18 protein-coding genes and 2 riboswitches are annotated in these 24,183 nt (G+C 71.6%); of the genes, 12 read left to right on the top strand and 6 right to left on the bottom strand.

The genetic code is table 11. The features are described from left to right. Positions 1-22: 22 nt before the first annotated feature. The 3 genes from IE226_RS00225 (at position 23) to IE226_RS00215 (ending at position 4,846) form a co-directional block, all read left to right on the top strand. Positions 23-1,528 carry an ABC transporter substrate-binding protein gene (locus IE226_RS00225; RefSeq protein ID WP_190078845.1) on the top strand — a complete coding sequence of 502 codons (1,506 nt, stop codon included), beginning with the start codon at positions 23-25 and terminating at the stop codon, positions 1,526-1,528. A gap of 196 nt (positions 1,529-1,724) precedes the next feature. Next, positions 1,725-3,569 (top strand): ABC transporter permease subunit, encoded by a 1,845-nt coding sequence (locus IE226_RS00220; protein ID WP_229870405.1) that lies wholly within the window; start codon positions 1,725-1,727, stop codon positions 3,567-3,569. Next, on the top strand, positions 3,566-4,846 hold the full coding sequence (locus IE226_RS00215; RefSeq protein ID WP_190078844.1) for an MDR family MFS transporter: 1,281 nt from the start codon (positions 3,566-3,568) through the stop codon (positions 4,844-4,846). Before IE226_RS00220 ends, IE226_RS00215 begins: the two co-directional genes overlap by 4 nt. Here IE226_RS00215 and IE226_RS00210 read toward each other — a convergent pair. From IE226_RS00210 to IE226_RS00195, 4 genes are read right to left on the bottom strand one after another with little or no spacing between them, the layout of a single operon-like run. After that, the gene (locus tag IE226_RS00210; RefSeq protein ID WP_190078843.1) at positions 4,835-5,725 is read right to left on the bottom strand and encodes an energy-coupling factor ABC transporter ATP-binding protein; all 891 of its coding nucleotides are present in this window, start codon (positions 5,723-5,725) and stop codon (positions 4,835-4,837) included. The two genes, IE226_RS00215 and IE226_RS00210, sit on opposite strands and share 12 nt — an antisense overlap. Continuing rightward, on the bottom strand, positions 5,722-6,471 hold the full coding sequence (gene cbiQ, locus IE226_RS00205) for a cobalt ECF transporter T component CbiQ (RefSeq protein ID WP_190078842.1): 750 nt from the start codon (positions 6,469-6,471) through the stop codon (positions 5,722-5,724). Before cbiQ ends, IE226_RS00210 begins: the two co-directional genes overlap by 4 nt. A gap of 6 nt (positions 6,472-6,477) precedes the next feature. After that, complete coding sequence (locus IE226_RS00200; RefSeq protein ID WP_190078841.1) at positions 6,478-6,852, bottom strand: energy-coupling factor ABC transporter substrate-binding protein; 375 nt, start codon at positions 6,850-6,852, stop codon at positions 6,478-6,480. Continuing rightward, positions 6,852-7,619, bottom strand: coding sequence for an energy-coupling factor ABC transporter permease (locus IE226_RS00195; protein WP_229870276.1), 768 nt, complete (start codon positions 7,617-7,619; stop codon positions 6,852-6,854). The genes IE226_RS00200 and IE226_RS00195 overlap by 1 nt, the downstream gene beginning before the upstream one ends. Positions 7,620-7,649: 30 nt before the next feature. Then, positions 7,650-7,833, bottom strand: a riboswitch (cobalamin riboswitch). 171 nt (positions 7,834-8,004) lie between these two features. Beyond that, positions 8,005-8,220, top strand: a riboswitch (cobalamin riboswitch). Positions 8,221-8,383: 163 nt separating this feature from the next. On the opposite strand from IE226_RS00195, the gene metE reads away from it, so the two are divergent. Beyond that, positions 8,384-10,705 (top strand): 5-methyltetrahydropteroyltriglutamate--homocysteine S-methyltransferase, encoded by a 2,322-nt coding sequence (gene metE / locus IE226_RS00190; RefSeq protein WP_190078840.1) that lies wholly within the window; start codon positions 8,384-8,386, stop codon positions 10,703-10,705. A gap of 122 nt (positions 10,706-10,827) precedes the next feature. Here the strand turns inward: metE and IE226_RS00185 are convergent, their stop codons facing one another. Continuing rightward, positions 10,828-11,319 (bottom strand): MarR family winged helix-turn-helix transcriptional regulator, encoded by a 492-nt coding sequence (locus IE226_RS00185; RefSeq protein ID WP_229870273.1) that lies wholly within the window; start codon positions 11,317-11,319, stop codon positions 10,828-10,830. A 233-nt stretch (positions 11,320-11,552) separates the two neighbouring features. Between IE226_RS00185 and IE226_RS00180 the strand changes: the two genes are divergently transcribed. The 6 genes from IE226_RS00180 to IE226_RS00155 are packed head-to-tail and all read left to right on the top strand — an operon-like array spanning position 11,553 to position 18,194. Then, a complete protein-coding gene (locus tag IE226_RS00180; RefSeq protein ID WP_308429399.1) occupies positions 11,553-12,476 on the top strand; it encodes an SDR family NAD(P)-dependent oxidoreductase in 924 nt (307 codons plus the stop codon). A gap of 5 nt (positions 12,477-12,481) precedes the next feature. Beyond that, positions 12,482-13,354, top strand: coding sequence for an amidohydrolase family protein (locus IE226_RS00175; protein WP_190079511.1), 873 nt, complete (start codon positions 12,482-12,484; stop codon positions 13,352-13,354). 11 nt (positions 13,355-13,365) lie between these two features. Beyond that, positions 13,366-14,901 (top strand): acyl-CoA synthetase, encoded by a 1,536-nt coding sequence (locus IE226_RS00170; protein WP_190078839.1) that lies wholly within the window; start codon positions 13,366-13,368, stop codon positions 14,899-14,901. After that, positions 14,898-15,353, top strand: coding sequence for a MaoC family dehydratase (locus IE226_RS00165; protein ID WP_190078838.1), 456 nt, complete (start codon positions 14,898-14,900; stop codon positions 15,351-15,353). Before IE226_RS00170 ends, IE226_RS00165 begins: the two co-directional genes overlap by 4 nt. 13 nt (positions 15,354-15,366) lie before the next feature. Continuing rightward, positions 15,367-16,734, top strand: a complete 1,368-nt coding sequence (locus IE226_RS00160) for an MFS transporter (RefSeq protein WP_190078837.1) — start codon at positions 15,367-15,369, stop codon at positions 16,732-16,734. Further along, on the top strand, positions 16,731-18,194 hold the full coding sequence (locus IE226_RS00155) for an alpha/beta hydrolase family protein (protein WP_229870272.1): 1,464 nt from the start codon (positions 16,731-16,733) through the stop codon (positions 18,192-18,194). Before IE226_RS00160 ends, IE226_RS00155 begins: the two co-directional genes overlap by 4 nt. A gap of 45 nt (positions 18,195-18,239) precedes the next feature. Here the strand turns inward: IE226_RS00155 and IE226_RS00150 are convergent, their stop codons facing one another. Further along, positions 18,240-18,467 carry a hypothetical protein gene (locus IE226_RS00150; protein WP_229870271.1) on the bottom strand — a complete coding sequence of 76 codons (228 nt, stop codon included), beginning with the start codon at positions 18,465-18,467 and terminating at the stop codon, positions 18,240-18,242. Between the two features lie 586 nt (positions 18,468-19,053). Between IE226_RS00150 and IE226_RS00145 the strand changes: the two genes are divergently transcribed. Together IE226_RS00145 and IE226_RS00140 are read left to right on the top strand one after the other, a co-directional pair. After that, entirely contained in the window at positions 19,054-23,538 is a 4,485-nt protein-coding gene (locus IE226_RS00145) for an RHS repeat-associated core domain-containing protein (protein ID WP_229870270.1), read from the top strand. A gap of 10 nt (positions 23,539-23,548) precedes the next feature. After that, complete coding sequence (locus IE226_RS00140; RefSeq protein ID WP_190078834.1) at positions 23,549-24,103, top strand: hypothetical protein; 555 nt, start codon at positions 23,549-23,551, stop codon at positions 24,101-24,103. Positions 24,104-24,183 lie beyond the last annotated feature (80 nt).

Genomic DNA, 24,183 nt, shown 5'->3' with positions numbered 1-24,183 from the left:
ACCCCCACCGAGAACGAGGACCATGCGCTCCGTCCGCCCCCGCCCGCTCATAGCAGGACTGCTCGTCGCACCCCTGCTCACCGGCTGTTTCGCCGCGAAGAACGACTCCTCGGGCGGCACCGCGGGCGGCGCCCGGCTGAAGGTCGCGCTGGCCTTCCCGCCCTCCGAGAACTTCTCCCCGTACGGTGCGGACGCCACCCTCCTCAGCCGCCTCGGCGTCACCGAGGGCCTGACCAAGCTGGACGCGAACGGTACCGCCGCTCCCTCGCTCGCCGCGTCCTGGCAGCAGGAGAACGACCGCAGCTGGCTCTTCACCCTGCGCCAGGCCGACTTCCAGGACGGCAGCCGGGTCACGCCCGCCGCCGTCGCGTCGGCCCTCACCCACGCGGGCAAGGCCAAGCCCGTCACCGCCGCGCTCTCCGGGGCCTCCCTCACCGCCGAGCCCGTCGGCAAGGACCGGGTCCGGATCACCACCGCCGACCCGGACCCCGCGCTTCCGCTGCGCCTGTCCAGCCCCGGCCTCGCCGTGCTCTCCGCGAAGGCGTACGGGAAGGGCGACAAGGTCAGTCCGGTCGGCACCGCCACCGGCCCCTTCGAGCTCACCAAGTCCACCGGCGCCAGCGCGGCCACGCTCGACCGCTTCGACGACTATTGGGGCGGCCTCGCCCGGGCCTCCGGCGTCGACGCCCGGTTCATCGCCGACGGCACCGCGCGCACGAACGCCCTGCGCACGGGTGACGTGGACATCGCCGAGGCCGTCCCCGTCTCCCAGGCCGCATCCCTCGACAAGGGCCACGCCCGCGAGACCGCCACGGCACGCACCACCGCGCTCCAGCTCAACACCGAGAAGGGCGCCTTCAAGGACCCCGGCCTGCGCGCCGCCGCCCGCGCCGCGATCGACACCTCCGCACTCGCCAAGGACGTGTACGAGGGCCACGCCGACACCGGCAAGGGCATCTTCGGCCCCGCCCTCAACTGGGCCGACGGCAAGCGCACCGAGCCGAAGGGCCGGGCCAAGCCGAAAGCACCCGGCGGGCAGACCATCACCCTGGGCACCTACGACAACCGGCCCGAGCTGCCCGAGGTCGCCCAAGTGCTCAAGCAGCAGCTGCAGAAGGCCGGCTTCAAGGTGAAGCTGGAGGTCCGCGAGTCCTCCCGCATCGAGGGCGACGCCCTCGAGGGGAAGTTCGACGCGTTCGTCGGCGCCCGCAACACCATGCTCGACACCGGCGACCCCGTCTCGGTGCTCGCCAGCGACTACACCTGCGACGGCAGCTACAACCTCTCCCTCCTGTGCGACAGCTCGGTCGACAAGGCCGTAGAGAAGGCCGAGAACACGGCCGACACCGCGAAGCGGCAGGACGCGACCATGGCCGCCGAGGCCCGGATCCTCGGCACGGACGCCGTCGTCCCGCTGGTCCACCAGCGGATCATCACGGGCGTCGGCGGCTCGGTGCGGGGCGAAATCCTCGACCCGTACGAGCGAACACTGATCGGCACCGGCACCGGCGCTGGCACGAGGCGCTGAGGGCGGCGTGCGCAAAACCGAGGACGGCGGGCGCGACGCGGGGGGCGGCGGGCGCAGTACGGCAGGCGGCACACGCGACGCTGGCAGCGACGAGCGCAATACGGCAGGCGGCGCACGCGACGCCGGGAGCGGCTGGCGCAAAGCAGCAGGCGGCGCACGCGACGCTCGCAGCAGTCGGCGCAGAACGGCACGCGGCGTGCGCAGGCTCGGCCGTGCCGGTGGGCCTGCGTTGCTCTGGCGCGTCGTCCTCGCCACGGCGCTGCTGTGCCTGATCGGCCTGTTGCCGTGGCTTTCGCGTACCGACCCGGCGTTGACCGTGCTCAAGGCCAGGTCGGCGGAGCGCACGCCCGCCCCCGAGGCCCTGGCCGCCGTCCGTACCCAACTCGGCCTGGACCACGGCCCCTTGCACCTGCTCGGCCAGTGGACGGGCGGGCTCCTTCGCGGGGACGCCGGGCAGTCGTGGATCTCCGGCGAAGCCGTGCTGCCCTCCGTGGCGCAGTCCTTGGGCGTCTCGCTGCTCCTCATGTCCGGGGCGCTCGTGGTGGCCGTTCTCACGGCGGGCGCGGTGTGCGCCCGCACACTGTGGCTCGGCTCCCGCCGCCGACTCTCCGGACGCCGCCGCGCGCGCGGCGGCGCCGCGATCTTCGCCGCACTGCCCGAGTTCCTCACCGCCTCGGTCCTCGCCACCGTCATCGGCGTACATCTGGGCTGGCTGCCGGCGCTCGGCTGGTACGGGCCCCAGTGGATGGTCCTTCCCTCCGTCTCGCTCGGGCTGCCCGCGGGAGCGCTGCTCGGACGGCTCCTCGACGACCTGCTGCCCGGCGCCTACGCCGAACCGTGGGCGCGGGCCGCGGCGGCGCGCGGCATCCCGGGCGGCCGCGTCGCGCGCCAGGCGCTGCGCCGCTGCGTCCCCGCGCTCCTTCCGAACCTCGGCCTGTTCCTGGTGGGTCTGACCGGCGGCGCGGTCGCCGTGGAGCAGATCTTCGACATCCCCGGACTCGGCCGCACCACACTGCAGGCCGCGGTGGCACAGGATCTGCCCGTCCTCCAGGCGGGCACGCTCGCGCTCGTGCTGCTCGCCGCCGTGGCGGGCGGCCTGTTCCGCATCGCGGCCCGGCTCACGACCGGTCCTGCCCTGCGCGACGGCGCGCTGCCGACCCTGCACAGCCCGGTGCCGCCCGCGCCGAGCCGACTGCCGCTGCTCTACGGCGGACTGCTCCTCGGCGTCATCCTGCTCGGCCTGGCCCGCGATCCCCTCGCCCTGGACACCGCGGCCCGGCTCCAGGCGCCTTCGTCGGCGCACCTGTTCGGCACGGACGCCCTGGGGCGCGACGTGCTCGCCAGGGTGGGGCACGGCGCGCTCCACACCCTCGCCCTGGCCGTGGGGATCAGCGCCTTCGCCCTGGTGGCCGGCGTCCTGCTCGGTCTCGTGCCCCGGTTCTCGGGCCCGCTGCTCGACACGCTCAACGCCATTCCGCCGACGCTCGCGGGTCTCGTCGTCGCCGGCGTAGCGGGCAGCGGTGCCGCCACCCCCGCCATCGCGGTGGCCGCCGTCGCCTGGGTCCCGCTGGCCGCCCACACCGCCGCGCTGCTTCTCCAGGAGCGCGCCACCCTCCATCTGACGGCGACGCGCAGTCTGGGCGCGGGACGCTTTCACCAACTCCGGCGCCATCTGCTGCCCGCTGTCCTTGTGCCCGTCACCCGCCACGCCCTGCTGCGTCTGCCCTCCGTCGCGCTGGCCCTCGCCGCCCTCGGCTTCCTCGGCCTGGGGGCCCAGCCCCCGTCCCCCGAGTGGGGTCTGCTGCTCGCCGAGAACCAGCCCTACGCCGAGCGCGCCCCCTGGGCGCTGCTCGCCCCGGCAGCCGCCCTCGCCCTCCTGGGCGCCCTCGCGGTGACGGCGGCGGGCGGGGTGTGGACTCCCCGCAGTTCACGGCGCGGGCTCGGGCGCGGACGCGGGCTCGGGCCCGACGAACCGCCCCGGGCGGCCGAAGCGCGGCCCGCGGCGCGGGAATTGGTCACGGCAGGAACGACTGCCCGATGAGCGGGCGGCGTCAACTGCTCCGGACCCGGACCCGGCCCGCGCTGCTCTCGCGCCGCGAACGGACCTGGTCGAGCCTCTCCCCCTTGCTGCGCCTGCTGATCCTGACCCAGCTCGCCTTCAACATCGGCTTCTTCGCCGTACTGCCCTTCCTGGCCGAGCACCTGGGCGCGGCAATAGGCATGGCGGGCTGGCTGGTCGGCCTCGTGCTCGGCCTGCGGACCTTCAGCCAGCAGGGGCTCTTCGTGGTGGGCGGCGCCCTGACCGACCGGTACGGCGTACGGCCTGTCGTACTCACCGGCTGCGTACTGCGCATCGCCGGTTTCGGCTGGCTCGGTTACGCGCAGCAGACCTGGTCGGTCATCGGCGCGGTCCTCCTGATCGGATTCGCCGCGGCCCTGTTCTCGCCCGCCGTGGAATCAGAGGTGGCCCGGCAGGCGGTGCTCTGGGAGGAGGCGGGACGCGGCCCGCGCACCCGCGTCCTGGCCCTGCTCACCGTGGCGGGCCAGGCCGGCGCGTTCCTTGGCCCGCTCCTCGGCGCGCTGCTGCTCTCCGTCGACTTCCGCACCGTATGCCTGGCGGGTTCCGGGGTCTTCGTCCTCGTCCTTGCCGGGCACCTGTGGCTGCTGCCGCAGCACATCCCGGGGCGCGAGCGGGTCCGCGTACGAGGAGGCGTACGCGACATGCTGCGCAACCGCCGCTTCCTGGCGGTGTGCTGTGCGTACGGCGCCTATCTCCTGGCGTACAACCAGCTCTATCTGGCCCTCCCCGACGAGGTGGAGCGCGCGGCGGGGTCACAGGCGCCGCTTGCCTGGCTCTTCGCCCTCTCCTCGCTGCTTGTGGTGACCACACAGCTGCCGGTCACGCACTGGGCGGCGGGCCGGCTCGACCAGCGCCGCTCGATGGCCGCCGGGCTCGTGCTCATCTCCGCCGGGTTCGCCGTCGTGGCCCTCGCGCGCCCGGCGGCCTGGACGGGTGTCGCCGGGCTGCTGCCCGCCGCCGCCTTCGTCGTCCTGCTCACGCTCGGGCAGATGCTGGTGGCCCCGGCCGCCCGCGCCCGGGTCCCCGATCTCACGCCCGACGGCAGGCTCGGCCTCTACACCGGCGCCCTGTCCTCGGTCTCCGGCCTGATCGTCCTCGCGGGCAGCGCCGCGACCGGCTCGCTCCTGGACGCCGGTCTTCCGTCCTGGGCGCCGTGGCTCGCGCTCGCCGCGATCACCCTTCTGGCCACGGCGCTGCTGCCGGGCCGCGTCCGGGCTCCGGGCCCGTCAGCCGGCTGACGCACCGGGCATCGCCGAGGCCGTCAGGGCCGCCAACTCCTCCGGGGTGCGCGGCCCTTCGCCCTCCAGCAGGCCCTTGTCGCGCAGCAGTTCCCTGACGGCGATACCCCACGGCAGCGTGAGGCCCGCCTGCGCCAGGAGTTCGCGCCGGGCCAGCATCTCGGCGACCGGCCCGGTGCGCACTCCCGAGGGGGTGAGCAGCGCGGCGTCGTCGGCCCAGCGCAGGGCCAGGTCCACGTCGTGGGTGGCCATGACCACGGTCGTCCCCGCGTCCCGCAGGCCTTGCAGGGTGGTCAGGAGGCGTTCCTGTCCGTCGGGGTCGAGCCCGGCGGTCGGCTCGTCGAGGATCAGTACGCGGGGGCGCATCGCGACGGCGCCCGCGATGGCCGTCCGCTTGCGCTGGCCGTAGGAGAGCAGGTGCGTGGGGCGGTCCGCGAGGGCGCTGATGTCGAGCGCGGCGAGGGCCTCGGCGACCCGGGCCCTGACCTCGGCGTCGGACAGCCCCAGGTTCAGCGGACCGAAGGACACGTCCTGCTCGACGGAGGCGGCGAACAACTGGTCGTCCGGGTCCTGCACGACCAGCTGGACGGTGGTGCGCAGCCGCGTGAGGCCCTTGCGGTCGTACGTCACGGGGGCGGACCCGAGGATCAAGTCGCCCTGGTCCGGGCGGAGTCCGCCGCTCAGCAGCCGCATCAGGGTGGTCTTGCCGCTGCCGTTGCGCCCCAGGAGCGCGAGGGCGCGGCCCTCGGTGACGTCGAAGTCCAGGTCGCTGAGCACGGTGGGCCCGTCCTCGTACGCGTAGGACGCGGCGCGCAGAGCGACCAAGGACGCGCCAGGCTCCCGCTCTCGCTCGCGGTCGGGAGCGCTCGGCTCGCTCATCGAAGAAGCCTTTCCAGTACGAGGGTGAGGGCCGCGAGGCCCGTGAGGAGTGCCGCGCTCGCGGCCACGAAGCTCCGGGAGATCCGGGCCTCGGGCACGAGCACCCGCAGCGTGCCGTCGTAGCCGCGTCCGGCGAGCCCGGCCTGCAGCCGGGTCGCCCGGTCGAAGGCCCGCACGAACGCGGTGGCGCCGAGACCGCCCAGGGAGCGCCAGGTCGCGGCGCGTGTGGTGTGGCCGAGGCGTGCGGCCTGCGCCTGCCGGATACGGCTCATGGAGTCCAGGAGCAGGAAGCTCATCCGGTACATGACCAGGGCCACGTCCACGACGGGCGCCGGGACGCCCGCCTTGACCAGGCGGGGCAACAGGTCCGACATGGGTGTGGTGAAGGCGAAGAGCAGGACGCCGAGCGAGGCGGCCGATGTGCGCAGGAGCAGACCGCCCGCCCGTGCGGGGCCGCCGTCCGCCAAGGTGACGAACCCTTCGGGCCCGCCGAGTTGGACGATCAGGGTCAGGGCGCCGGTGACACAGAAGCCGAGCGGTACGCGGTAGGCGCGCCACAGCTTGCGCGGCGGCACCCCGGCGGGTCCGAGCAGCACGGTGAGCGCGGTGAGCAGTACCAGGGCGGCGCCCGGCCAGGGCGGCAGACAGACGGCGAGGACGGTGAGGCCGAGCCCGAGCACGGCTTTGTCCACGGGGTGGCGGCGGCGCCAGCGACTGCTGTGCGCCGCCGCGTCAATGGGCAGCACGCGGACTCAGACCTGCCCGGCCCCGGGCCGGCCGCCCTCCGCGTCCGCGGTCTGCTCCTCGGTGGCTTCCTCGGCCCGCGCCTGTTCGGCGCCCTGCCTGCGTCCCTTGCGCAGGCCGAAGTAGTACGCGAGGACGCCCGCGCCGAGGGCCGCTTGCAGGGCGAAGAGCGCCGACTCGACCTCCCCGGAGGGGGGTTCGTACAGCGGGGAGAACCAGGGCTCGTAGTCCGGCTTGATCTCGGTGATCGCGGTTTCGGCTTGGGCGTCGGCCCCGGTGAACGGCTCCTTCTCGTCGTCGCCGAGTCCGAGCGCCAGCGGCAGCACCGCGAGTGCGGCGACGACGAGAAGGAGCAGGGTGTTGATCTTCGCGTTCCGGCTCATCAGGCGCTGGCCCCCGTCTCCGACTTGGTGTCCGTGTCCTTCTCGGTGTCCGTGCACTTCTTGGCGTCCGTGTCCTTCTTGCCGCCCTCATCCGCCTTCTTGCCGCCTTGCAGCAGTACGCCGAGCCGCGTCAGCTCGCCCTTGCTGGACTGCACGAGCAGCCGCATCACCACGACGGTGAGCAGGCCCTCACTGACGGCCAGCGGGATCTGCGTGACGGCGAAGATGCCGCCGAACTTGCCGAGGGCGCCGACGAATCCGCTGCTCGGGTCGGGGAACGCCAGGGCCAGCTGGACGCTGGTGACGCAGTACGTGGACAGGTCGGCGACGAACGCGCCGAAGAACACGGCGACCATGAGCGGCACGTCGTAACGCTTCAGGAGGCGGTAGACGGCGTATCCGGCCCATGGACCGACGATGGCCATGGAGAAGACGTTGGCGCCGAGGGTGGTGAGCCCGCCGTGGGCGAGCAGCAGCGCCTGGAAGAGCAGCGTGATCGTGCCGAGCACCGCCATGATCGGCGGCCGGAACAGGATCGCGCCGAGCCCGGTTCCCGTGGGATGCGAGCAACTGCCCGTCACGGAGGGGATCTTCAGCGCGGAAAGGACAAAGGTGAAGGCACCGGAGGCGCCCAGGAGCAGGGTGCTCTCGGGGTGCTCCTTGACCTCACGGGTCAGGGAGCGGACTCCGTGGACGACGAACGGCGCGGACGCTACGCCCCAGGCGATCGCGTGCGCCGGTGGGAGGAAACCCTCGGCAATGTGCATGGCTAAGCAGACCCTCTCCAGCACCTCGTGGATGGACAACGCGCCTTGGCCGGTCTCCTGGCTGACGGGTCTTACCGACCGGACTCCGCCTTCCCGGGTGCGTACGCACCCAGTGGCTGCCGCAAGGGCTGGAGCCGGACTTCCCGATCACAGTGGCGAGGGCCGCACCGGCATCACACCGGATTTCCCGTTCACCAAGGCGTGGTGACCCTAGTGCTCGACGGAGTTTCCTGACAACTTGCGGGGGGCCCGCGCCTGTGGCACACGCGAGCGCACGCGGCCAGGGCGTACGCCCTGGTCGCGCCGGGGGCCGGGGCCCGGGGTCCGTGTCTCACCTCACGGTCCGGAATGCGATCAGAGCTGTTCGGCGGGTCGCGCGCCCTCTAGGGTGGCCCGTGCAGCTGGTTCGCCCTGCCCGCCAGGCAGACGCGTCGCAAGAGGGAACCCGGTGGGAATCCGGGACTGCCCCGCAGCGGTGAGTGGGAACGACCGCCGTCATACGCACTGGATCCAGGCGGATCCGGGAAGCGACGGCCAGTAGGGATCTGCCCCGGCAGATGTGCCCGCGAGTCCGAAGACCTGCCCGTTGCCCGTACGTGATCCCTCATGTGCGGACATCCCGGTGACCTCGTGGGCGGGTCGGCGTACAGATCAGGCGGAGTTCCGCGCCGACGGCGCGTGTCCGGTCCGCCGGGTCCGTCATCCCTTCGCGTCCGTGTCCCGTCACCGGGGTGCTCAGGAGTCATCTCGCGAAGGAGATTTCCGTGACATCGAAGTCCGCGGCCGCGGCAGCACGGTCCACCGTGTACGGCTACCCCCGCCAGGGCCCCCACCGGGAACTGAAGAAGGCCGTCGAGGGCTACTGGAAGGGCCGCGTCACCGCCGACGCCCTCCGGGACACCGCGGTCCGCCTGCGCAGGGCCACCTGGCAGCACCTGGCCGACGCCGGCATCCACGAGGTGCCGACGGGCGACTTCTCGTACTACGACCATGTCTTGGACACCAGCGTCATGGTCGGCGCGATCCCCCGGCGGCACCGCGAGGCCGTCGGCACGGACGCGCTCGACGGCTACTTCGCGATGGCCCGCGGCACGCAGGACGTGGCGCCGCTCGAGATGACCAAGTGGTTCGACACCAACTACCACTACCTCGTGCCGGAGCTCGGCCCGGACACCGTCTTCTCCGCCGACTCCGCCAAGCAGGTCGCCGAGCTGAAGGAAGCCCTCGCCCTCGGCCTCGCCGCCCGTCCTGTCCTGGTCGGCCCGGTCACCTATCTGCTGCTCGCCAAGCCCGCGCCCGGTGTGGCCGCCGACTTCGAGCCGCTCACGCTGCTCGACCGGCTGCTGCCCGTGTACGCCGAGGTCCTCGCCGACCTGCGTGCGGCCGGCGCCGAGTGGGTGCAGCTCGACGAACCCGCCCTGGTCCAGGACCGCACCCCGGCCGAACTCAACGCCGTCGCCCGCGCCTACCGCGATCTCGGCGCCCTCACCGACCGTCCGCAGCTCCTGATCGCCTCATATTTCGGCAGGCTCGGCGAGGCGTTGCCGGTCCTCGCCAAGGCTCCGGTCGAGGGGCTCGCCCTGGACTTCACCGAGTCCGCCGCGAGCCAGTTGGAGGACCTCGCGGCCGTCGGCGGCCTTCCCGGCAAGCGCCTTGTCGCGGGCGTCGTCAACGGCCGCAACATCTGGATCAACGACCTGTCGAAGTCCCTGTCCACCCTGGGCACTCTCCTGGGTCTCGCCGACCGCGTCGACGTCTCCGCGTCGTGCTCCCTCCTGCACGTGCCGCTTGACTCGACCGCCGAACGGGACATCGACCCGCAGATCGCCCGCTGGCTGGCCTTCGCCCACCAGAAGACCGCCGAGATCGCCACGCTGGCCCGCGGTCTGATCCAGGGGACGGGCGCCGTCACCGCCGAACTCGCCGCCAACCGGGCCGACCTGGCGTCCCGCTCAGGTTCGGCCCTGACCCACGACCCGGCCGTACGCTCCCGCGTCGCCGCCGTCACCGACGCCGATGCCCGCCGCGCGCACGCCTACCCGGAGCGTGCGGCGGCCCAGCGAACCCGCCTCGGCCTGCCGCTCCTTCCCACCACCACCATCGGTTCCTTCCCGCAGACCACCGAACTGCGCACGGCCCGCGCCGACCTGCGCGCGGGGCGCATCGACACGGCGGGCTACGAGGACCGCATCCGTGCCGAGATCCGCGAGGTCATCGCCTTCCAGGAGAAGGCGGGCATCGACGTCCTGGTGCACGGCGAGCCCGAGCGCAACGACATGGTGCAGTACTTCGCCGAACAACTCACCGGCTACCTCGCCACGCAGCACGGCTGGGTCCAGTCGTACGGCACCCGCTACGTCCGCCCGCCGATCCTGGCCGGCGACATCTCGCGTCCCGAGCCGATGACGGTGCGCTGGACCGCGTACGCCGACTCCCTCACCGACCGTCCGGTCAAGGGCATGCTCACCGGCCCCGTCACGATGCTCGCCTGGTCCTTCGTCCGTGACGACCAGCCGCTGGGCGACACGGCCCGCCAGGTCGCCCTGGCCCTGCGCGACGAAGTCAACGACCTTGAATCGGCGGGCACTTCCGTCATCCAGGTCGACGAGCCCGCGCTGCGCGAGACGCTCCCGCCGCGTGCCGCCGAACATGCCGCGTACCTGGACTGGGCCACGGCGTCCTTCCGCCTCACCACCAGCGGCGTACGCCCGGACACCCAGATCCACACCCACATGTGCTACGCCGAGTTCGGCGACATCGTCCGAGCCATCGACGACCTCGACGCCGACGTCATCAGCCTGGAGGCCGCCCGCTCGCACATGCAGGTGGCCCGCGAACTTGCCGAACACGGCTACCCGCGCGAGGCGGGCCCCGGCGTCTACGACATCCACTCCCCCCGCATCCCCAGCACCGAGGAAGCAGCGGCCCTGCTGCGCAAGGGCCTCGAGGCCATCCCCGCCGACCGCCTGTGGGTGAACCCCGACTGCGGCCTGAAGACCCGCGGCTGGCCCAAAACCAAGGCGTCCCTGGAGAACCTGGTCGCGGCGGCACGCGAGGTGAGGTCGGAACTCCCCGCGAACCCCTGACCCGAACGCGGTTGCCGGGGCGGCCATTCGCCGCCGCATCCATTCGCCGACAAATGGCCGCCCCGCGCCACCGTCGCCGTCGTGCCGGGCACGCCGGTTCTGCGCACACGCGCCGCTCGGGGTCATCCCCCATCCGTATGCGCCACCCGCGACAACAGCACATGCAACATCTCCCGCTCCCCCGCACCGAGCGGAGCCAGTAGTTCGTCGGTGACCCCCCGGGCCACCTCATCCGAGTCCCGCAAGAAGTCATGGCCCGCCGGGGCGAGGGCGACGATGCGGCGGCGGCGGTCGTCGGGGGCCGGGCGGCGTTCGACGAAGCCCAGGCGTTCCAGGTCGTCGACCAGGCCGACGATCGCGCTGGGGTCGTAGCCGAGCTCCTGGCTCAGTTCGCGCTGTGCCGCGCCCTCCACGGTGGCCAGATAGCGCAGCAGGGCGTAGTGACGCAGGCGGAGGCCGGATCTCTGGAGCGCCGCGTTGAAGAGCTGCCCCGAGCGCAGGCCCAGGCGGTAGAGGAGGTAGCCCGCGTCGGCGTGGAGGCCCTTCATCCAGGGCGCGCCCTCGTCGACGGACTCTTCCTTCACGGGCTCGGCGGTGGTTTTCCGGCTGGTCATGAAGGGCGCTCTCCCTGATCGGTGGTTCGCGGGCGTACGGCGGGCCGACGGGCGTCGTCGTCGGCCGTGTCAACAGTGTCCAGCATGCCGCATGATCGATGTCGGCAACAACCATTGACGTCAACAACGGTTTGTCTTAGCTTCCTTTCCGCGGGCCGCCACCGACCGGAGTCGCGTTCCCCGCCTCCGCCGACCCATCCGCATTCGCTGCCTGTCGAAGGGGTTTCTCAGTGCTGGACTCATACACCGTGGATCTGAGCGGCAAGGTCGCCGTCGTCACGGGTTCCGGGCGCGGCCTCGGTCTCGCCTACGCCTCCGCCCTCGCTCGCGCCGGGGCCGCCGTGGTCGTCAACGACGTCGACGAGGCGGCGGCCGAGCAGGCCGTCAAGACCATCACCGAGGCGGGCGGACGCGCCGTCGCCGAGGTGGCGGCGGTCGGTACCGGCGAAGCCGCAGAGCGGCTCGTCGCACGCGCCGTCGAGGAGTTCGGGCGGCTCGACGTGATGGTGACCAACGCCGGGATCCTGCGCGACCGCGTGCTGTGGAAGATGACCGACGAGGACTTCGACGCCGTCGTCACCACCCATCTGCGGGGCACCTTCACCTGCGCCCGCGCCGCCGCCGTACGCATGCGGGAGCAAGGCGAGGGCGGCAGCCTGATTCTGGTGGGCTCGCCCGCCGGGCAGCGCGGCAACTTCGGGCAGACCAACTACTCCGCCGCCAAGGCCGGTATCGCCGCCATGGTCCGTACGTGGTCGATGGAGCTCGCCAGGGCCGGCATCAACGTCAACGCGATCGTGCCGGTGGCCGCCACCGCGATGACCGAGACCATCCCCGCCTTCGCCCCGTACATCGAGGCCATGAAGGAGGGGCAGCCGCTGCCGGATTTCCTCCGCAAGACAGAGGGGTTCGGGACGGCCGACGACTGTGCCGCGCTCGTCCCCTTCCTGGCCTCCGGCCACGCCCGCGAGGTGACCGGGCAGTGCGTCGGCATCGGCGGCGACCGGCTCACCCTGTGGTCGCACCCCCGGGAAGCCTCCGTGGCCTACGCGGACGGCGGCTGGACCCCGGAGACCATCGCCGCGGCCTGGCCCACCTCGGTGGGCGCCGACCCGGAGTCGGTCGGCATTCCCGCCCCCAAGATCCCCGGAGCGTGAGGGAGATGGACCTCGCCGAGCTCACCGCCATCGACGTCCACACCCACGCCGAGGTCTCCTCGCAGGGGCACGCCTCGCTCGACGAGGACCTCGACGCCGCCTCCAGCGCGTACTTCAAGGTCGAGGGGCGCACGCGGAAGCCCACCCTGGAGGAGATGGCGGCCTACTACCGCGAACGCAGGATGGCCGCCGTCGTCTTCACCGTGGACGCAGAGTCCGCCACCGGCACCGTGCCCGTCCCGAACGAAGAAGTCGCCGAGGCCGCGGCCGCCCACCCCGACGTGCTGATTCCGTTCGCGTCCATCGATCCGTTCCGCGGAAAGGCGGGGGTGCGACAGGCCCGTCGGCTCGTGGAGGAGTACGGGGTGAAGGGATTCAAGTTCCATCCCAGCATCCAGGGCTTCTTCCCCAACGACCGTGCTCTGGCCTACGCCTTGTACGAGGTCATCGAGGAGACCGGCTGCGTCGCCCTCTTCCACACCGGACAGACCGGCATCGGCGCCGGTGTGCCCGGAGGCGGCGGGATCCGGCTGAAGTACTCGAACCCGATGCACGTCGACGACGTCGCCGCGGACTTCCCCCATCTGAAGATCATCCTCGCCCACCCGTCCTTCCCCTGGCAGGACGAGGCCCTCGCCGTCGCCACACACAAGCCGGGCGTGCACATCGACCTGTCCGGGTGGTCGCCGAAGTACTTCCCGCCCGGGCTCGTGCAATACGCCAACACCTTGCTCAAGGACAAGGTGCTCTTCGGTTCCGACTTCCCCGTCCTCACGCCCGACCGCTGGCTCGCCGACTTCGCGAAGCTGGAGATCAAGGACGAGGTCCGCCCCAAGATCCTCAAGGAGAACGCCGCCCGCCTGCTCGGGCTCAAGTAGAGGGGCGCGCCATGCGCAACGAAGGACTCGGCTCCTGGCCCGCGCGCCGGGCCCGCAAGACCCCGCACCGCACCGCCCTCACCCACGAGGGTCGCACCGTCAGCTACGCGGCCCTGCACTCCCGGGTCCTGCGGCTCGCGCACGCCCTGCGCGCCCGGGGCGTCCGGCGCGGGGACCGGGTCGCCTACCTCGGGGCCAACCACCCGGCCTTCCTGGAGACGTTCTTCGCCGCCGGCGCGCTCGGGGCGGTCTTCGTACCGCTCAACACCCGCCTGGCCGCGCCGGAGATCGCGTACCAACTGTCCGACGCCGGCGCCCGCACACTGATCCACTCCCCCGCGCACACCCCGGTCACGGCGGAGCTGCCGCGGGCGGCGCAGGTGGACCTCTTCCTCGAAGTGGGCCCGGAGTACGAGGAGTTGCTCGCGCACTCGGTCGATGAGCCGCTGGACGAGGCGGTCGGCGCGGACGACGTGTGCCTCCTGATGTACACCTCCGGCACCACCGGCCGCCCCAAGGGCGCCATGCTCTCCCACGCCAACCTCACCTGGAACGCCGTCAACGTCCTGGTCGACACCGACCTCACCGCCGACACCGTCGCCCTGGTCTCCGCCCCGCTCTTCCACGCCGCGGCCCTCGGCATGCTCGCCCTGCCCGTGCTCCTCAAGGGCGGCCACTGCGTGCTCGTCGAGTCCTTCGACCCGGCCGAGACCCTTGATCTCGTAGAAGAGAACCAGGTCAGCGCGGTGTTCGGGGTGCCCACGATGTACGAGCGCCTCACCCGCGAACCGCGCTGGCAGTCCGCCGACCTGTCCTCGCTGCGGATCCTGATGTGCGGCGGTGCGCCCGTACCCGTCCCGCTGATCGAGACGTACGCGAAGCGCGGACTCGCCTTCCAGCAGGGGTACGGGATGACGGAGGCCTCGCCCGGCGCGCTCTACCTCGACGCCGAGCACGCCGAGCGCAAGACGGGCACGGCAGGAGTGCCGCACTTCTTCACCGACATACGTGTCGTACGCCCCGACCTCAGCCCTGCGGACACCGGGGAGACCGGCGAGGTCCTGGTGCGCGGTCCTCATGTCATGGCCGGGTACTGGCAGTTGCCGGACGAGACCGCCGCCGCCTTCGCCGACGGCTGGTTCCGCACCGGGGACGCGGCCCGGGTGGACGCCGACGGCTTCGTCACCATCGCCGACCGCCTCAAGGACATGATCATCTCCGGCGGCGAGAACATCTACCCCGCCGAGGTCGAGAGCGCGCTCCTGGCCCACCCCGACGTGGCGGAGTGCGCCGTCATCGGCGTACCGGACGCGCGCTGGGGCGAGGTGCCGCGCGCCGTCGTCGTGCCCCGCGACGGCACGGACCCCGCCCCGGACGACGTACTCGGCTTCCTCGCGGGACGCCTCGCCACATACAAGATCCCCAAGTCGGTGGTGTGCGTGCCCGAACTGCCGCGCACCGCCTCCGGAAAGCTCCACAAGCCCAGCCTGCGCCGCGAGTACGGCAGCGCACGGACCACGAACCCCGAGGGAGAAGCACCCCGATGACCGTCACCGCCAACGGACTTGCCGAACTGCACGCACTCGCCGGCAGCGACCTCGGCGTCACCGACTGGCTGGAGGTCGGGCAGGACCGCATCGACACCTTCGCCGACGCGACCGACGACCACCAGTGGATCCACACCGACCCCGAGAAGGCCGCCCGGGGACCCTTCGGTGCGCCGATCGCCCACGGCTATCTCACCCTGTCCCTCTTCATCCCGCTCTTCACCGGCCTCCTCGACGTCCGGGGCGTCACCACGAAGGTCAACTACGGCCTGGACAAGGTGCGTTTCCCCTCCCCCGTCAAGGCGGGCTCCCGGATACGCCTGCGCGCCACGCTCGCCTCCGTCGACGACGTACGGGGCGGGGTGCAGATCGCCGTCGACGGCACGGTCGAGATCGAGGGCGGCGACAAGCCCGCCTGCGTTCTGCGGAGCCTTTCCCGCTTCTACTCCTGAGGAGCCCGGCACCATGACGCATCCGCCAGTCGGCGAGACGAGCGCCGAGGCCGGCACAGGGGAGAGAGACGGGCAACTGCGCCGCGTCGCCCTGTCCGGACTGCTCGGCACCGCGATCGAGTTCTACGACTTCCTCGTGTACGGCACCATCGCCGCGCTCGTCTTCGGCGACCTCTTCTTCCCCGAGGCCGATCCGGCGGTGGGCACCGTGGCCGCCTTCGGCACGTTCGCCGCGGGCTATCTCGCCCGGCCCATCGGCGGCATCGTCTTCGGCCACTTCGGCGACCGCCTCGGCCGCAAGTCCATGATGCTCCTGACCATGGTCCTGATGGGCACGGGCAGCTTCCTCATCGGCCTGCTCCCCACGTACGACGCGATCGGCGTCTGGGCACCCGTCCTGCTCGTCCTGCTCCGCGTCGTGCAGGGCATCGCGATCGGCGGCGAATGGGGCGGCGCCACGCTCATGGTCGCCGAACACGCGGGCGACCGGCCGCGCGGCCTGTGGACCAGCTTCACCCAACTCGGCGCCCCGCTGGGCATGGTGCTCTCCACCGGGGTCGTCACGCTGGTGAGCACGCTGCCCGACGACGACTTCCGCGCCTGGGGCTGGCGAGTGCCCTTCCTGCTGTCCTTCCTGCTGCTCGGCGCGGGCCTCTACATACGCCTCAAGGTCGCGGAGAGCCCGCTCTTCGCGTCGCTCTCACAGCGGCGCGAGCGGGCCCGGATGCCACTGGTCGAAGTCCTGCGCGCGCCACGCCCCGTGCTGCTCGCCTCGGCGGTCGGCATCGGCCCGTTCACCGCGCAGGCGCTGATGACGAGCTTCATGATCTCGTACGCCGTGGACGAGGGGTACACGCGCCCGCAGGTGCTCACCGGCGTCACCGTCGCCTCCTGCGTGGCCCTCGTGGTCCTGCCGTGCGCGAACCTCCTCTCCGACCGCTACGGACGCCGCCCCCTGGTCCTGGCAGGAGCCCTGCTTTCGGCGGCCACCGCCTTCCCGGTCTTCGCGCTCGTGGACAGCCACCGGCCCGGCCTGCTGATCCTCGCCTGCGTGATCGGGCACGGCATCGCCCAGTCGGTGATGTACGGGCCGCTCGGCGCCTTGTTCAGCGAGATGTTCTCGACGCGGGTGCGCTACACCGGTGCCTCGCTCGGCTACCAGACCGCGACGCTCCTCGGCGCCGGATTCTCGCCGCTGATCGCCAGCGGTCTGCTCACGGCCTACGACTCCAGCGACGCGGTGGCCCTGCTCCTGACGGCCGGGGGCGCGATCACGGCGCTGGCCGTCTGGCGGGTCAAGGAGACCAACGCTCGCGACCTCGCCGTACAACCCGATCCGCTCGCACCGGCCCCGCGACCCGTACGAGGAGACTCCACATGACACGCACCGCCAGATCACGCACCGCCGCGTCACACACTGCCCGGGCACGCACCGCCCAGACGCGCACAGCCCGGCAGCACGCGGTCGGTCTCGCCGCCCTGCTGCTCCTCGTGGCGGCGGCCCCCGCGTCCGCGTCCGCCACGCCGTCCCCGGCAGCGTCCCCGGCACGCCACCTGGAGGGCACCCTCCCCTCCGGCGCCGCGTACATGATCGACACCCCGGACCACTGGAACGGCACCGTCCTGCTCTTCAGCCATGGTTACCGCCCCGAGGGCTCCCCCAACCCGGCCGTGAACGCCCCCGACGAGCCCACCAAACAGCGGCTCCTCAAGGAGGGTTACGCCCTCGTCGGCTCCTCGTACGCCACGACCGGCTGGTCCGTCGAGCAGGCGGTGCCCGACCAGCTGGCCGCACTCGACGCCTTCACCGAGGAGGTCGGCGCGGCGCGGCGGACGCTCGCCTGGGGCCAGTCCCTCGGCGGTCTGATCACCACGACCATCGCCGAGCGCCATCCGGGGCGCGTCGACGGCTCCTTGTCCATGTGCGGCCTCGTGCACGGCGGGGTCGCCAACTGGAACTCCACGCTGGACGCCACCTTCGCCCTGCGCACCCTCCTCGCACCCGGCTCCGGTGACGCGGACGTGCGGCTGACGGGCTTCAAGGACGCCGCCGACGCCGCCACCTCCGCCAAGCGGCTCGGCGAGACCGTGGGCACGGCGCAGAACTCGGCGGACGGCCGCGCCCGCATCGCCCTCGCCGCCGCGCTGCACGCCATTCCGGGCTGGAACGACCCGCGCACGCCACGGCCCGCCCCGGACGACTACCCCGCCCAGCAGGCCAACCAGTACACGGCCGTACGCGGACTCGTGGCGCAGCCCGGATTCGCCTGGCGGGCGGAGGCCGAACGCCGCGCGGGCGGCAACATGTCCTGGAACACGGGCGTCGACTACTCGGCGATGCTCGCCCGCTCCTCCCAGTACAAGGAGGTCAAGGCGCTCTACAAGTCGGCGGGGCTGTCTCTCCGTAACGACCTCCGGGCCCTCGCCCGCGCCCCACGCGTCAGCGCGGAACCGCGTGCGGTGCGCTACATGGCCGGACATGCGGCGCCCTCCGGCCGCCTCGACAAGCCCCAGCTGACCATCCACACCACCGGTGACGCCCTCGTGCCCGTCCGGACGGAGAGCGCCTACCGGCAGGCGGTGGCCGAAGCGGGCCGCTCCCCGCTGCTGCGCCAGGCGTACACCGAGAACGCCGGGCACTGCACCTTCAGCCCCGGCGAACAACTCGCCGCCCTGCACACGATCGACCACCGGATCACGTCGGGCTCGTGGGGCGACACCTCACCGAGTGCCCTCAACTCCCGTGCCCAGCACGCCGATCCGACCACCGAGGCCCGCTACACGACGTTCCGGCCCGGCCCGTACCCGCGCCCTTTCCGGGGCCAGGGGGTGTTCGGATAGAGGCGCTGCACTCACTGCTCGCCTGCGCCCTGCAGGCACCCTTCGTCACAGGTGGCGCGGCGGACTGTTTCGGATCGCCGAGCGGCGGGCCCACAGCGCACAGGCGAGCAGCACAAGTCCGGCGAAGCAGTAGGCCCATGCGTTGGCGCTGCCCCTGGCCGCGCCGACTGCCCAGGCCACCGACCAGATGGAGAGCAGGACGCACAGGCCGGTCCAGGCAAGCGTCCACATCTGGTTGCGCGCCGCGAGTCGTTGCGGAGTACCTCGTTCCATCTCGCCCATGTCAGGCGAGTCACGATGCTCATCACGAATCGTCATAAGCTGCCGAATGCCCCGACCGGGACGGTCGAACCACCCCCACACCGCGTACGGCAGCGGCCGGAGGCCAAGCCGGGGGCCAAGCCGGGGTGGCGCGAAGCGGTCGTTCGTGACAGCACTTCCTCACCGGTAGTGGCGGCGTTTAGTCGCAATACGGCGGTCTTGCCCCGAAGTTGCCGCTGGCGATTCGGGTAACCCCACAGGTAACGTCGGCTCGTTCGAGACACCACTCGTCTCACCGGGAGTCGACCGTGAACCGCCGCACCACACCCATCGCCACCGTGATCGTCGCGGCCACGACGCAGCTCCCGACGACCTGTGGCGGCGGCCCGGACTCAGACTGAGCACGCCCAACTCCGGCTTACAGCCGGATACTTCGCGGGCCGGTCGACCACTCGGCGGTCACTTGGACCGGCTCCGCCGACCCGGACGGTCGGCGCATCGCAGCAGCAGCAGCCCCAACCGCGGTTCAGACACCAGCAGCTGAGCTGATGACGCGTCACGGGGCATGAACAGACGATTCAACGGGGGAATGTTTTCGGTGTCGAACCGACCAGCCGACTGGCACGTACTCGATCTGGACAAGGATCCGACTCCGGGCGATCCGCACCGGGTCAGAAGCCTCGCCAAGAACTTGCACGACTTCGCCGACGACGTATCCAAAATCCTGCGGGACATCAAGGGCATGGCGGGTGAGGACGCCATCCTCACCTGGGCCGGCAAGACGGCGGAGTCCTTCACGGCGGAGTTCGAGGACGCGCCGGGCAAGCTGAAGAAGCTCAAGAAGAGCTACGAGATGGCGGGCGACGCCCTCTCCGCCTACTGGCCCGACCTCGAACGCTCCCAGGCCCTTGCGGACAAGGCCCTCGCCCGGGGCCGCGAGGCCCAGAACAGCCTCAGCTCCGCCCAATCCCGCCTGGCGTCCGCCGACTCCTGGGTGGACCGCGCGGGCAAGGAAGCCGACAAGTACAAGGACGACAAGGGCAGCGGCAAAGACGTTCCCAAGCCCGACCCCGACAAGGTCAAGGCAGCCACCCGCAACGCGAATTCCGCCGAGAAGGCCCAGAGCGCCGCCAAGTCCGACGTCACCGCCGCGAAGAACAACCTTGATGCCGCCAAGAAGATGGCCGAGGACGCCCGCAAGATGCGCGAGAACGCGGCGGGCACGGCGAAGAAGAAGCTGGAAGAGGCCTCCGACGCCGGTATCCAGAACCGCAAGTGGTGGGAGGAGGTCGGGGACTGGGTCACCGACAACTGGGACACCATCGTCGCCGTCTGCAAGGTCGTCGTCGCGGTCCTCGGCGTCATCGCCCTGATCGTCGGCGGCCCGATCCTGGCCGCGATCGTCCTTGTCGCCGCGCTGGTCGTCCTCGCCGACACCCTCCATAAATACGCCAATGGAGAGGCCGGGCTCCTCGACGTCGCCTTCGCCGCCCTGGACTGCATCCCCGGCATGAAGGCCCTGACCTCCCTGCGCGGCCTCGCCAAGGGCATGAAGGGCCTCAAGGCCGCCGCCCGCGGACTGCGCTCCGGGGCCGGGGGACTCCGCAAGGCCCTCTCGGGCGGCATGAAGAAGCTGGCGGGCAAGGCCAAGCCGACCAAGGGCCGCTGCAAGAACGGCGACCCCATCGACATGATCTCCGGCGAAATGCTCATGGAACAGACCGACATCGACCTGCCGGGCCTGCTCCCCCTCGTCCTCCGGCGCACGCACCTTTCCACGTACCGCTGGGGCCACTGGTACGGCGACTCATGGGCCTCCACGCTGGACGAGCGAGTCGAGATCGACGAAGAAGGCCTGGTCTACGTCACCGAGGACGGCCAGCTGCTTTCCTACCCCCACCCCACACCGGGCGGTGACCCGGTGCTTCCCGCCCACGGCCCCCGCCGGCCGCTGGCCATCGACGCCGCAGGCACGGTCACCGCCACCGACCCGCACAGCGGTCACGTCCGCCACTTCGAAGAGTCCGCAGCCGGGGAACAGACCAGCCCTCCCGCCGGAGAACGACACGAAATCCTGCCCCTGCGAGCCATCACCGACCGCAACGGCAACCGCATCGACATCGACCGCGACCCCGCCGGCGCACCCACGGCGATACGCCACACCGGCGGCTACCACCTGAAGGTGGACACCGACGACGCCCGCGTCACCGCGCTCCGTCTGCTCGCTCCCACCCCCGCCCCCGCGTCCGCCCCCGGCAAGAACGGCACGCTGGTGGCCGCCTACGGCTACGACGAGGTCGGCAATCTGGCCGAGGTCCGCGACTCGGCCGGGCCGCGGCTGCGGCTGGACTACGACGACCGGGCCCGCATCACGTCGTGGACCGACAGCAACGACACCTGGTACCGCTTCACCTACGACGACGAAGACCGCTGCGTCCGCGGCGAGAGCACCGCCGGGCACCTGGCCTGCACCATCGAGTACCGCCCCGACGAGCAGGAGACCCGCTACACCGACGCCCTCGGCGGGACCACCGTCTACCGCTACAACGACCTCAGTCAGCTCCTCTCCGAGACGGACCCGCTGGGCGGCACCGTCCACACCGAGTGGGACAGCTGGAACAACCTGCTCACCCGCACCGACCCGCTGGGGCGCCGCACCGAGAACACCTGGGACGAGCGCGGCAATCTGACCGTGACCCGCGCTCCGGACGGCACGTTCGCCAGTGCGGTGTACAACGACCTCAACCTGCTTGTCGAGCTCGTCGGCCCGGACGGCGCCGTCCAGCGCCAGACATGGGACGAGCACGGCAACCGCACCGGCGTGACCGCTCCCGACGGCGCGACGCACCACTTCACCCACGACGCCACCGGAGCCGTGACCACCATCACGGACCCGCTCGGCCACACCACCGAGCTGCGCTGCAACGCGGCGGGCCTGCCGCTGGAGGTCATCGACCCGCTGGGCGCGGTGACCCGCTACGACCTCGACGCCTTCGGCCGCGCGGCCACGATCACGGACCCGACGGGCGCGATCACGCGCCTTGAGTGGACGGTGGAAGGCAGGCTGGCGCGGCGCACGGAGGCGGACGGTACGTCGGAGTCGTGGACGTACGACGGCGAGGGCAACTGCGTCTCGCACACGGACGCGATGGGCGCGACCACGACACACGAATACACGCACTTCGACCTGATAGCCGCCCGCACGGACCCCGACGGCGTCCGCTACGAGTTCGTCCACGACACCCAGCTCCAGCTCCGCAAGGTCACCAACCCCCAGGGTTTGAGCTGGAGTTACGAGTATGACCCGGCAGGCCGCCTGGTGGCGGAGACCGACTTCGACGACCGCGCGCTGACGTACGCCTACGACGCGGCGGGCCAGCTGGTGACCCGTACGACGGCCATGGGCGACGAGATCACCTTCGAACGTGACGCCCTTGGCCGGACGGTCACGCAGAGCGTGGCAGGCGCCGCGACCACGCGCTTCGCCTACGACGCGACAGGCAACCTCACCGCGGCGGTGAACCCGGACGTGACGCTGACCCTGGCGAGGGACGCGTCAGGGCGTCTGCTCTCGGAGACGGTCAACGGCCGCACCCTGACTCACACCTACGACGCACTGGGCCGCCGCACCGGCCGCACCACGCCGTCCGGCGCGACGAGCACCTGGACGTACGACGCGGCAGGCAGGATCACCGAACTGGTCTCGTCCGGCCGGAGGATGGCGTTCACGCACGACGGGACGGGCCGCGAGCTCACCCGCACGGTCGGCGAGGCCGTGACACTGACGAACGTGTACGACGTCGTGGGCCGCCTGGCGAAACAGGAACTGATGGGCCCGGCCCGCACCCGTATCCAGCAGCGTGAGTACACATACCGTGCGGACGACCATCTGACCGGCGTGGAAGACCAGCTCAACGGCGCGCGGCGCTTCCACCTGAACGCGACGGGCCGGGTCACGGCGGTCCACGCGGCGGGCTGGACGGAGAGCTACGCCTACGACGAGGCGGGCAATCAGACCGACGCCTCCTGGCCGGCCCGCATGCCGGGCCAGGAGGCGACCGGCCCCCGCACCTACACCGGCACCCGTATCACCGCGGCGGGCAACGTCCGCTACGCGTACGACGCGGCCGGCCGCACCACCCTGCGCCAGAAGACCCGCCTGTCCCGCAAGCCCGACACCTGGCACTACGCATGGGACGCGGAGGACCGCCTCACCTCCGTGGTGACCCCCGACGGCACGAGGTGGCGCTACCTCTACGACCCCCTGGGCCGCCGCGTGGCCAAACAACGCTTGACGGAGCAGGGGGTTGCGGAGCAGACCGACTTCACCTGGGACGACCTGACCCTGTGCGAACAGACGAGCCATACCCCGGGCGCACCGGAATCAGTGACCCTCACCTGGGATCATGAGGGGCTGTGTCCCCTGGCCCAGACGGAGCGCAAACACCTCACCGACGAAGAGGTGGACGCCCGCTTCTACGCCATCGTCACCGACCTCGTCGGCACCCCGACCGAACTCCTCGACGAACAGGGCGGCATCGCCTGGCGCACGAGGACCACCCTGTGGGGCACGACGGTCTGGAACCGAGGCGCCACCGCCTACACACCGCTGCGTTTCCCCGGCCAGTACTACGACCCGGAGACGGGGCTGCACTACAACTACTTCCGGCACTACGACCCCGAGACCGCCCGCTATCTCACCCCGGACCCGATCGGTCTGGCCGGCGGATTCGCGCCGCACGGTTATGTTCCCAACCCGTTCATGTGGATCGACCCGCTCGGCCTCTCCCTCCTCGACGTCAGCAAGAACGGCGTGAAGATCGTCGTGCACGAGTACGACGTCGACAAGCCGGCGCACGCCCATGTCACCGGTGGCGGGGGCCGCGAGGTGAGAATCGGGGCGAACGGCAAACCCCTCCACAACCAACCGGAGCTTTCGAGCAAGCAGCGACAAGCGGTGGAGCATTTCAAGCCGCAGATCAGGACCGCCGTCAGGAAGCTCGGCAGGCGGAGTCAGGCGGAGGAGCGGGCTGCGAAGGAGCAGCGCGAGGCCGCCGAGGCCGGCAAGAAACCCTGCAAGTAGGGATGAAGCAATGACATTGCATTCCGATGTGGCCGCGTTGCTGGCGGAGGCCGGCATCATCGACGTGGACGTCGACGAAGCCGTCGCGGACGACCATGCCCGGACGTCCGTGTACCTGCGCGTCGTCTCGGTGATCGCTTCCTCGCGGAGCCGCGAGCGGGACCGCGCGATCGTGGCCACGATCCTGCGCGACCCCGACGAGATGGGGGCCAAGACGGCGGTGGTCGCCCTCGTGGACGAGATCGCGGCGAAGGCGACCGGCCCTGCCGAGTTCCGGCAGTGGTCGGACGGGCTGCTGCCGGAGATCGACCGGCTCGAGGCGGAGGGGCACCGCGAGTTCATCCGCCGCCGCATCCACGACTGGCTGTTCTACCTGGCCGTCGAGGACGGTCATGTGCCGACACCGGCCGAGCTGGCGGAGGTCACGGACTGGATGCAGCGCTACCTCGCCGAGTGGTCGAGGTCGCCGGCGGTACTCGCCGTGGTCGCCGAGTCGGCCCGCACCAGGAAGACACGGAACATCGCGAAGAACCGGGCCGGAAGCCGCGAGCTGCGAACGGAATGAGCCGGTGGGGCAGTCGGCAGGCGCGCCGGCTGCCCCCGTCCGCGCGATGCGCCGCGCGCCCTTGGGGCCCTTGCTGGGAC

The sequence above is a fragment of the Streptomyces longisporoflavus genome (assembly GCF_014649775.1).
Taxonomy (GTDB): Bacteria; Actinomycetota; Actinomycetes; order Streptomycetales; family Streptomycetaceae; genus Streptomyces; species Streptomyces longisporoflavus.
Note: the sequence above shows the minus strand (reverse complement) of the source record. Positions and strands in the feature narration are given on the sequence as shown.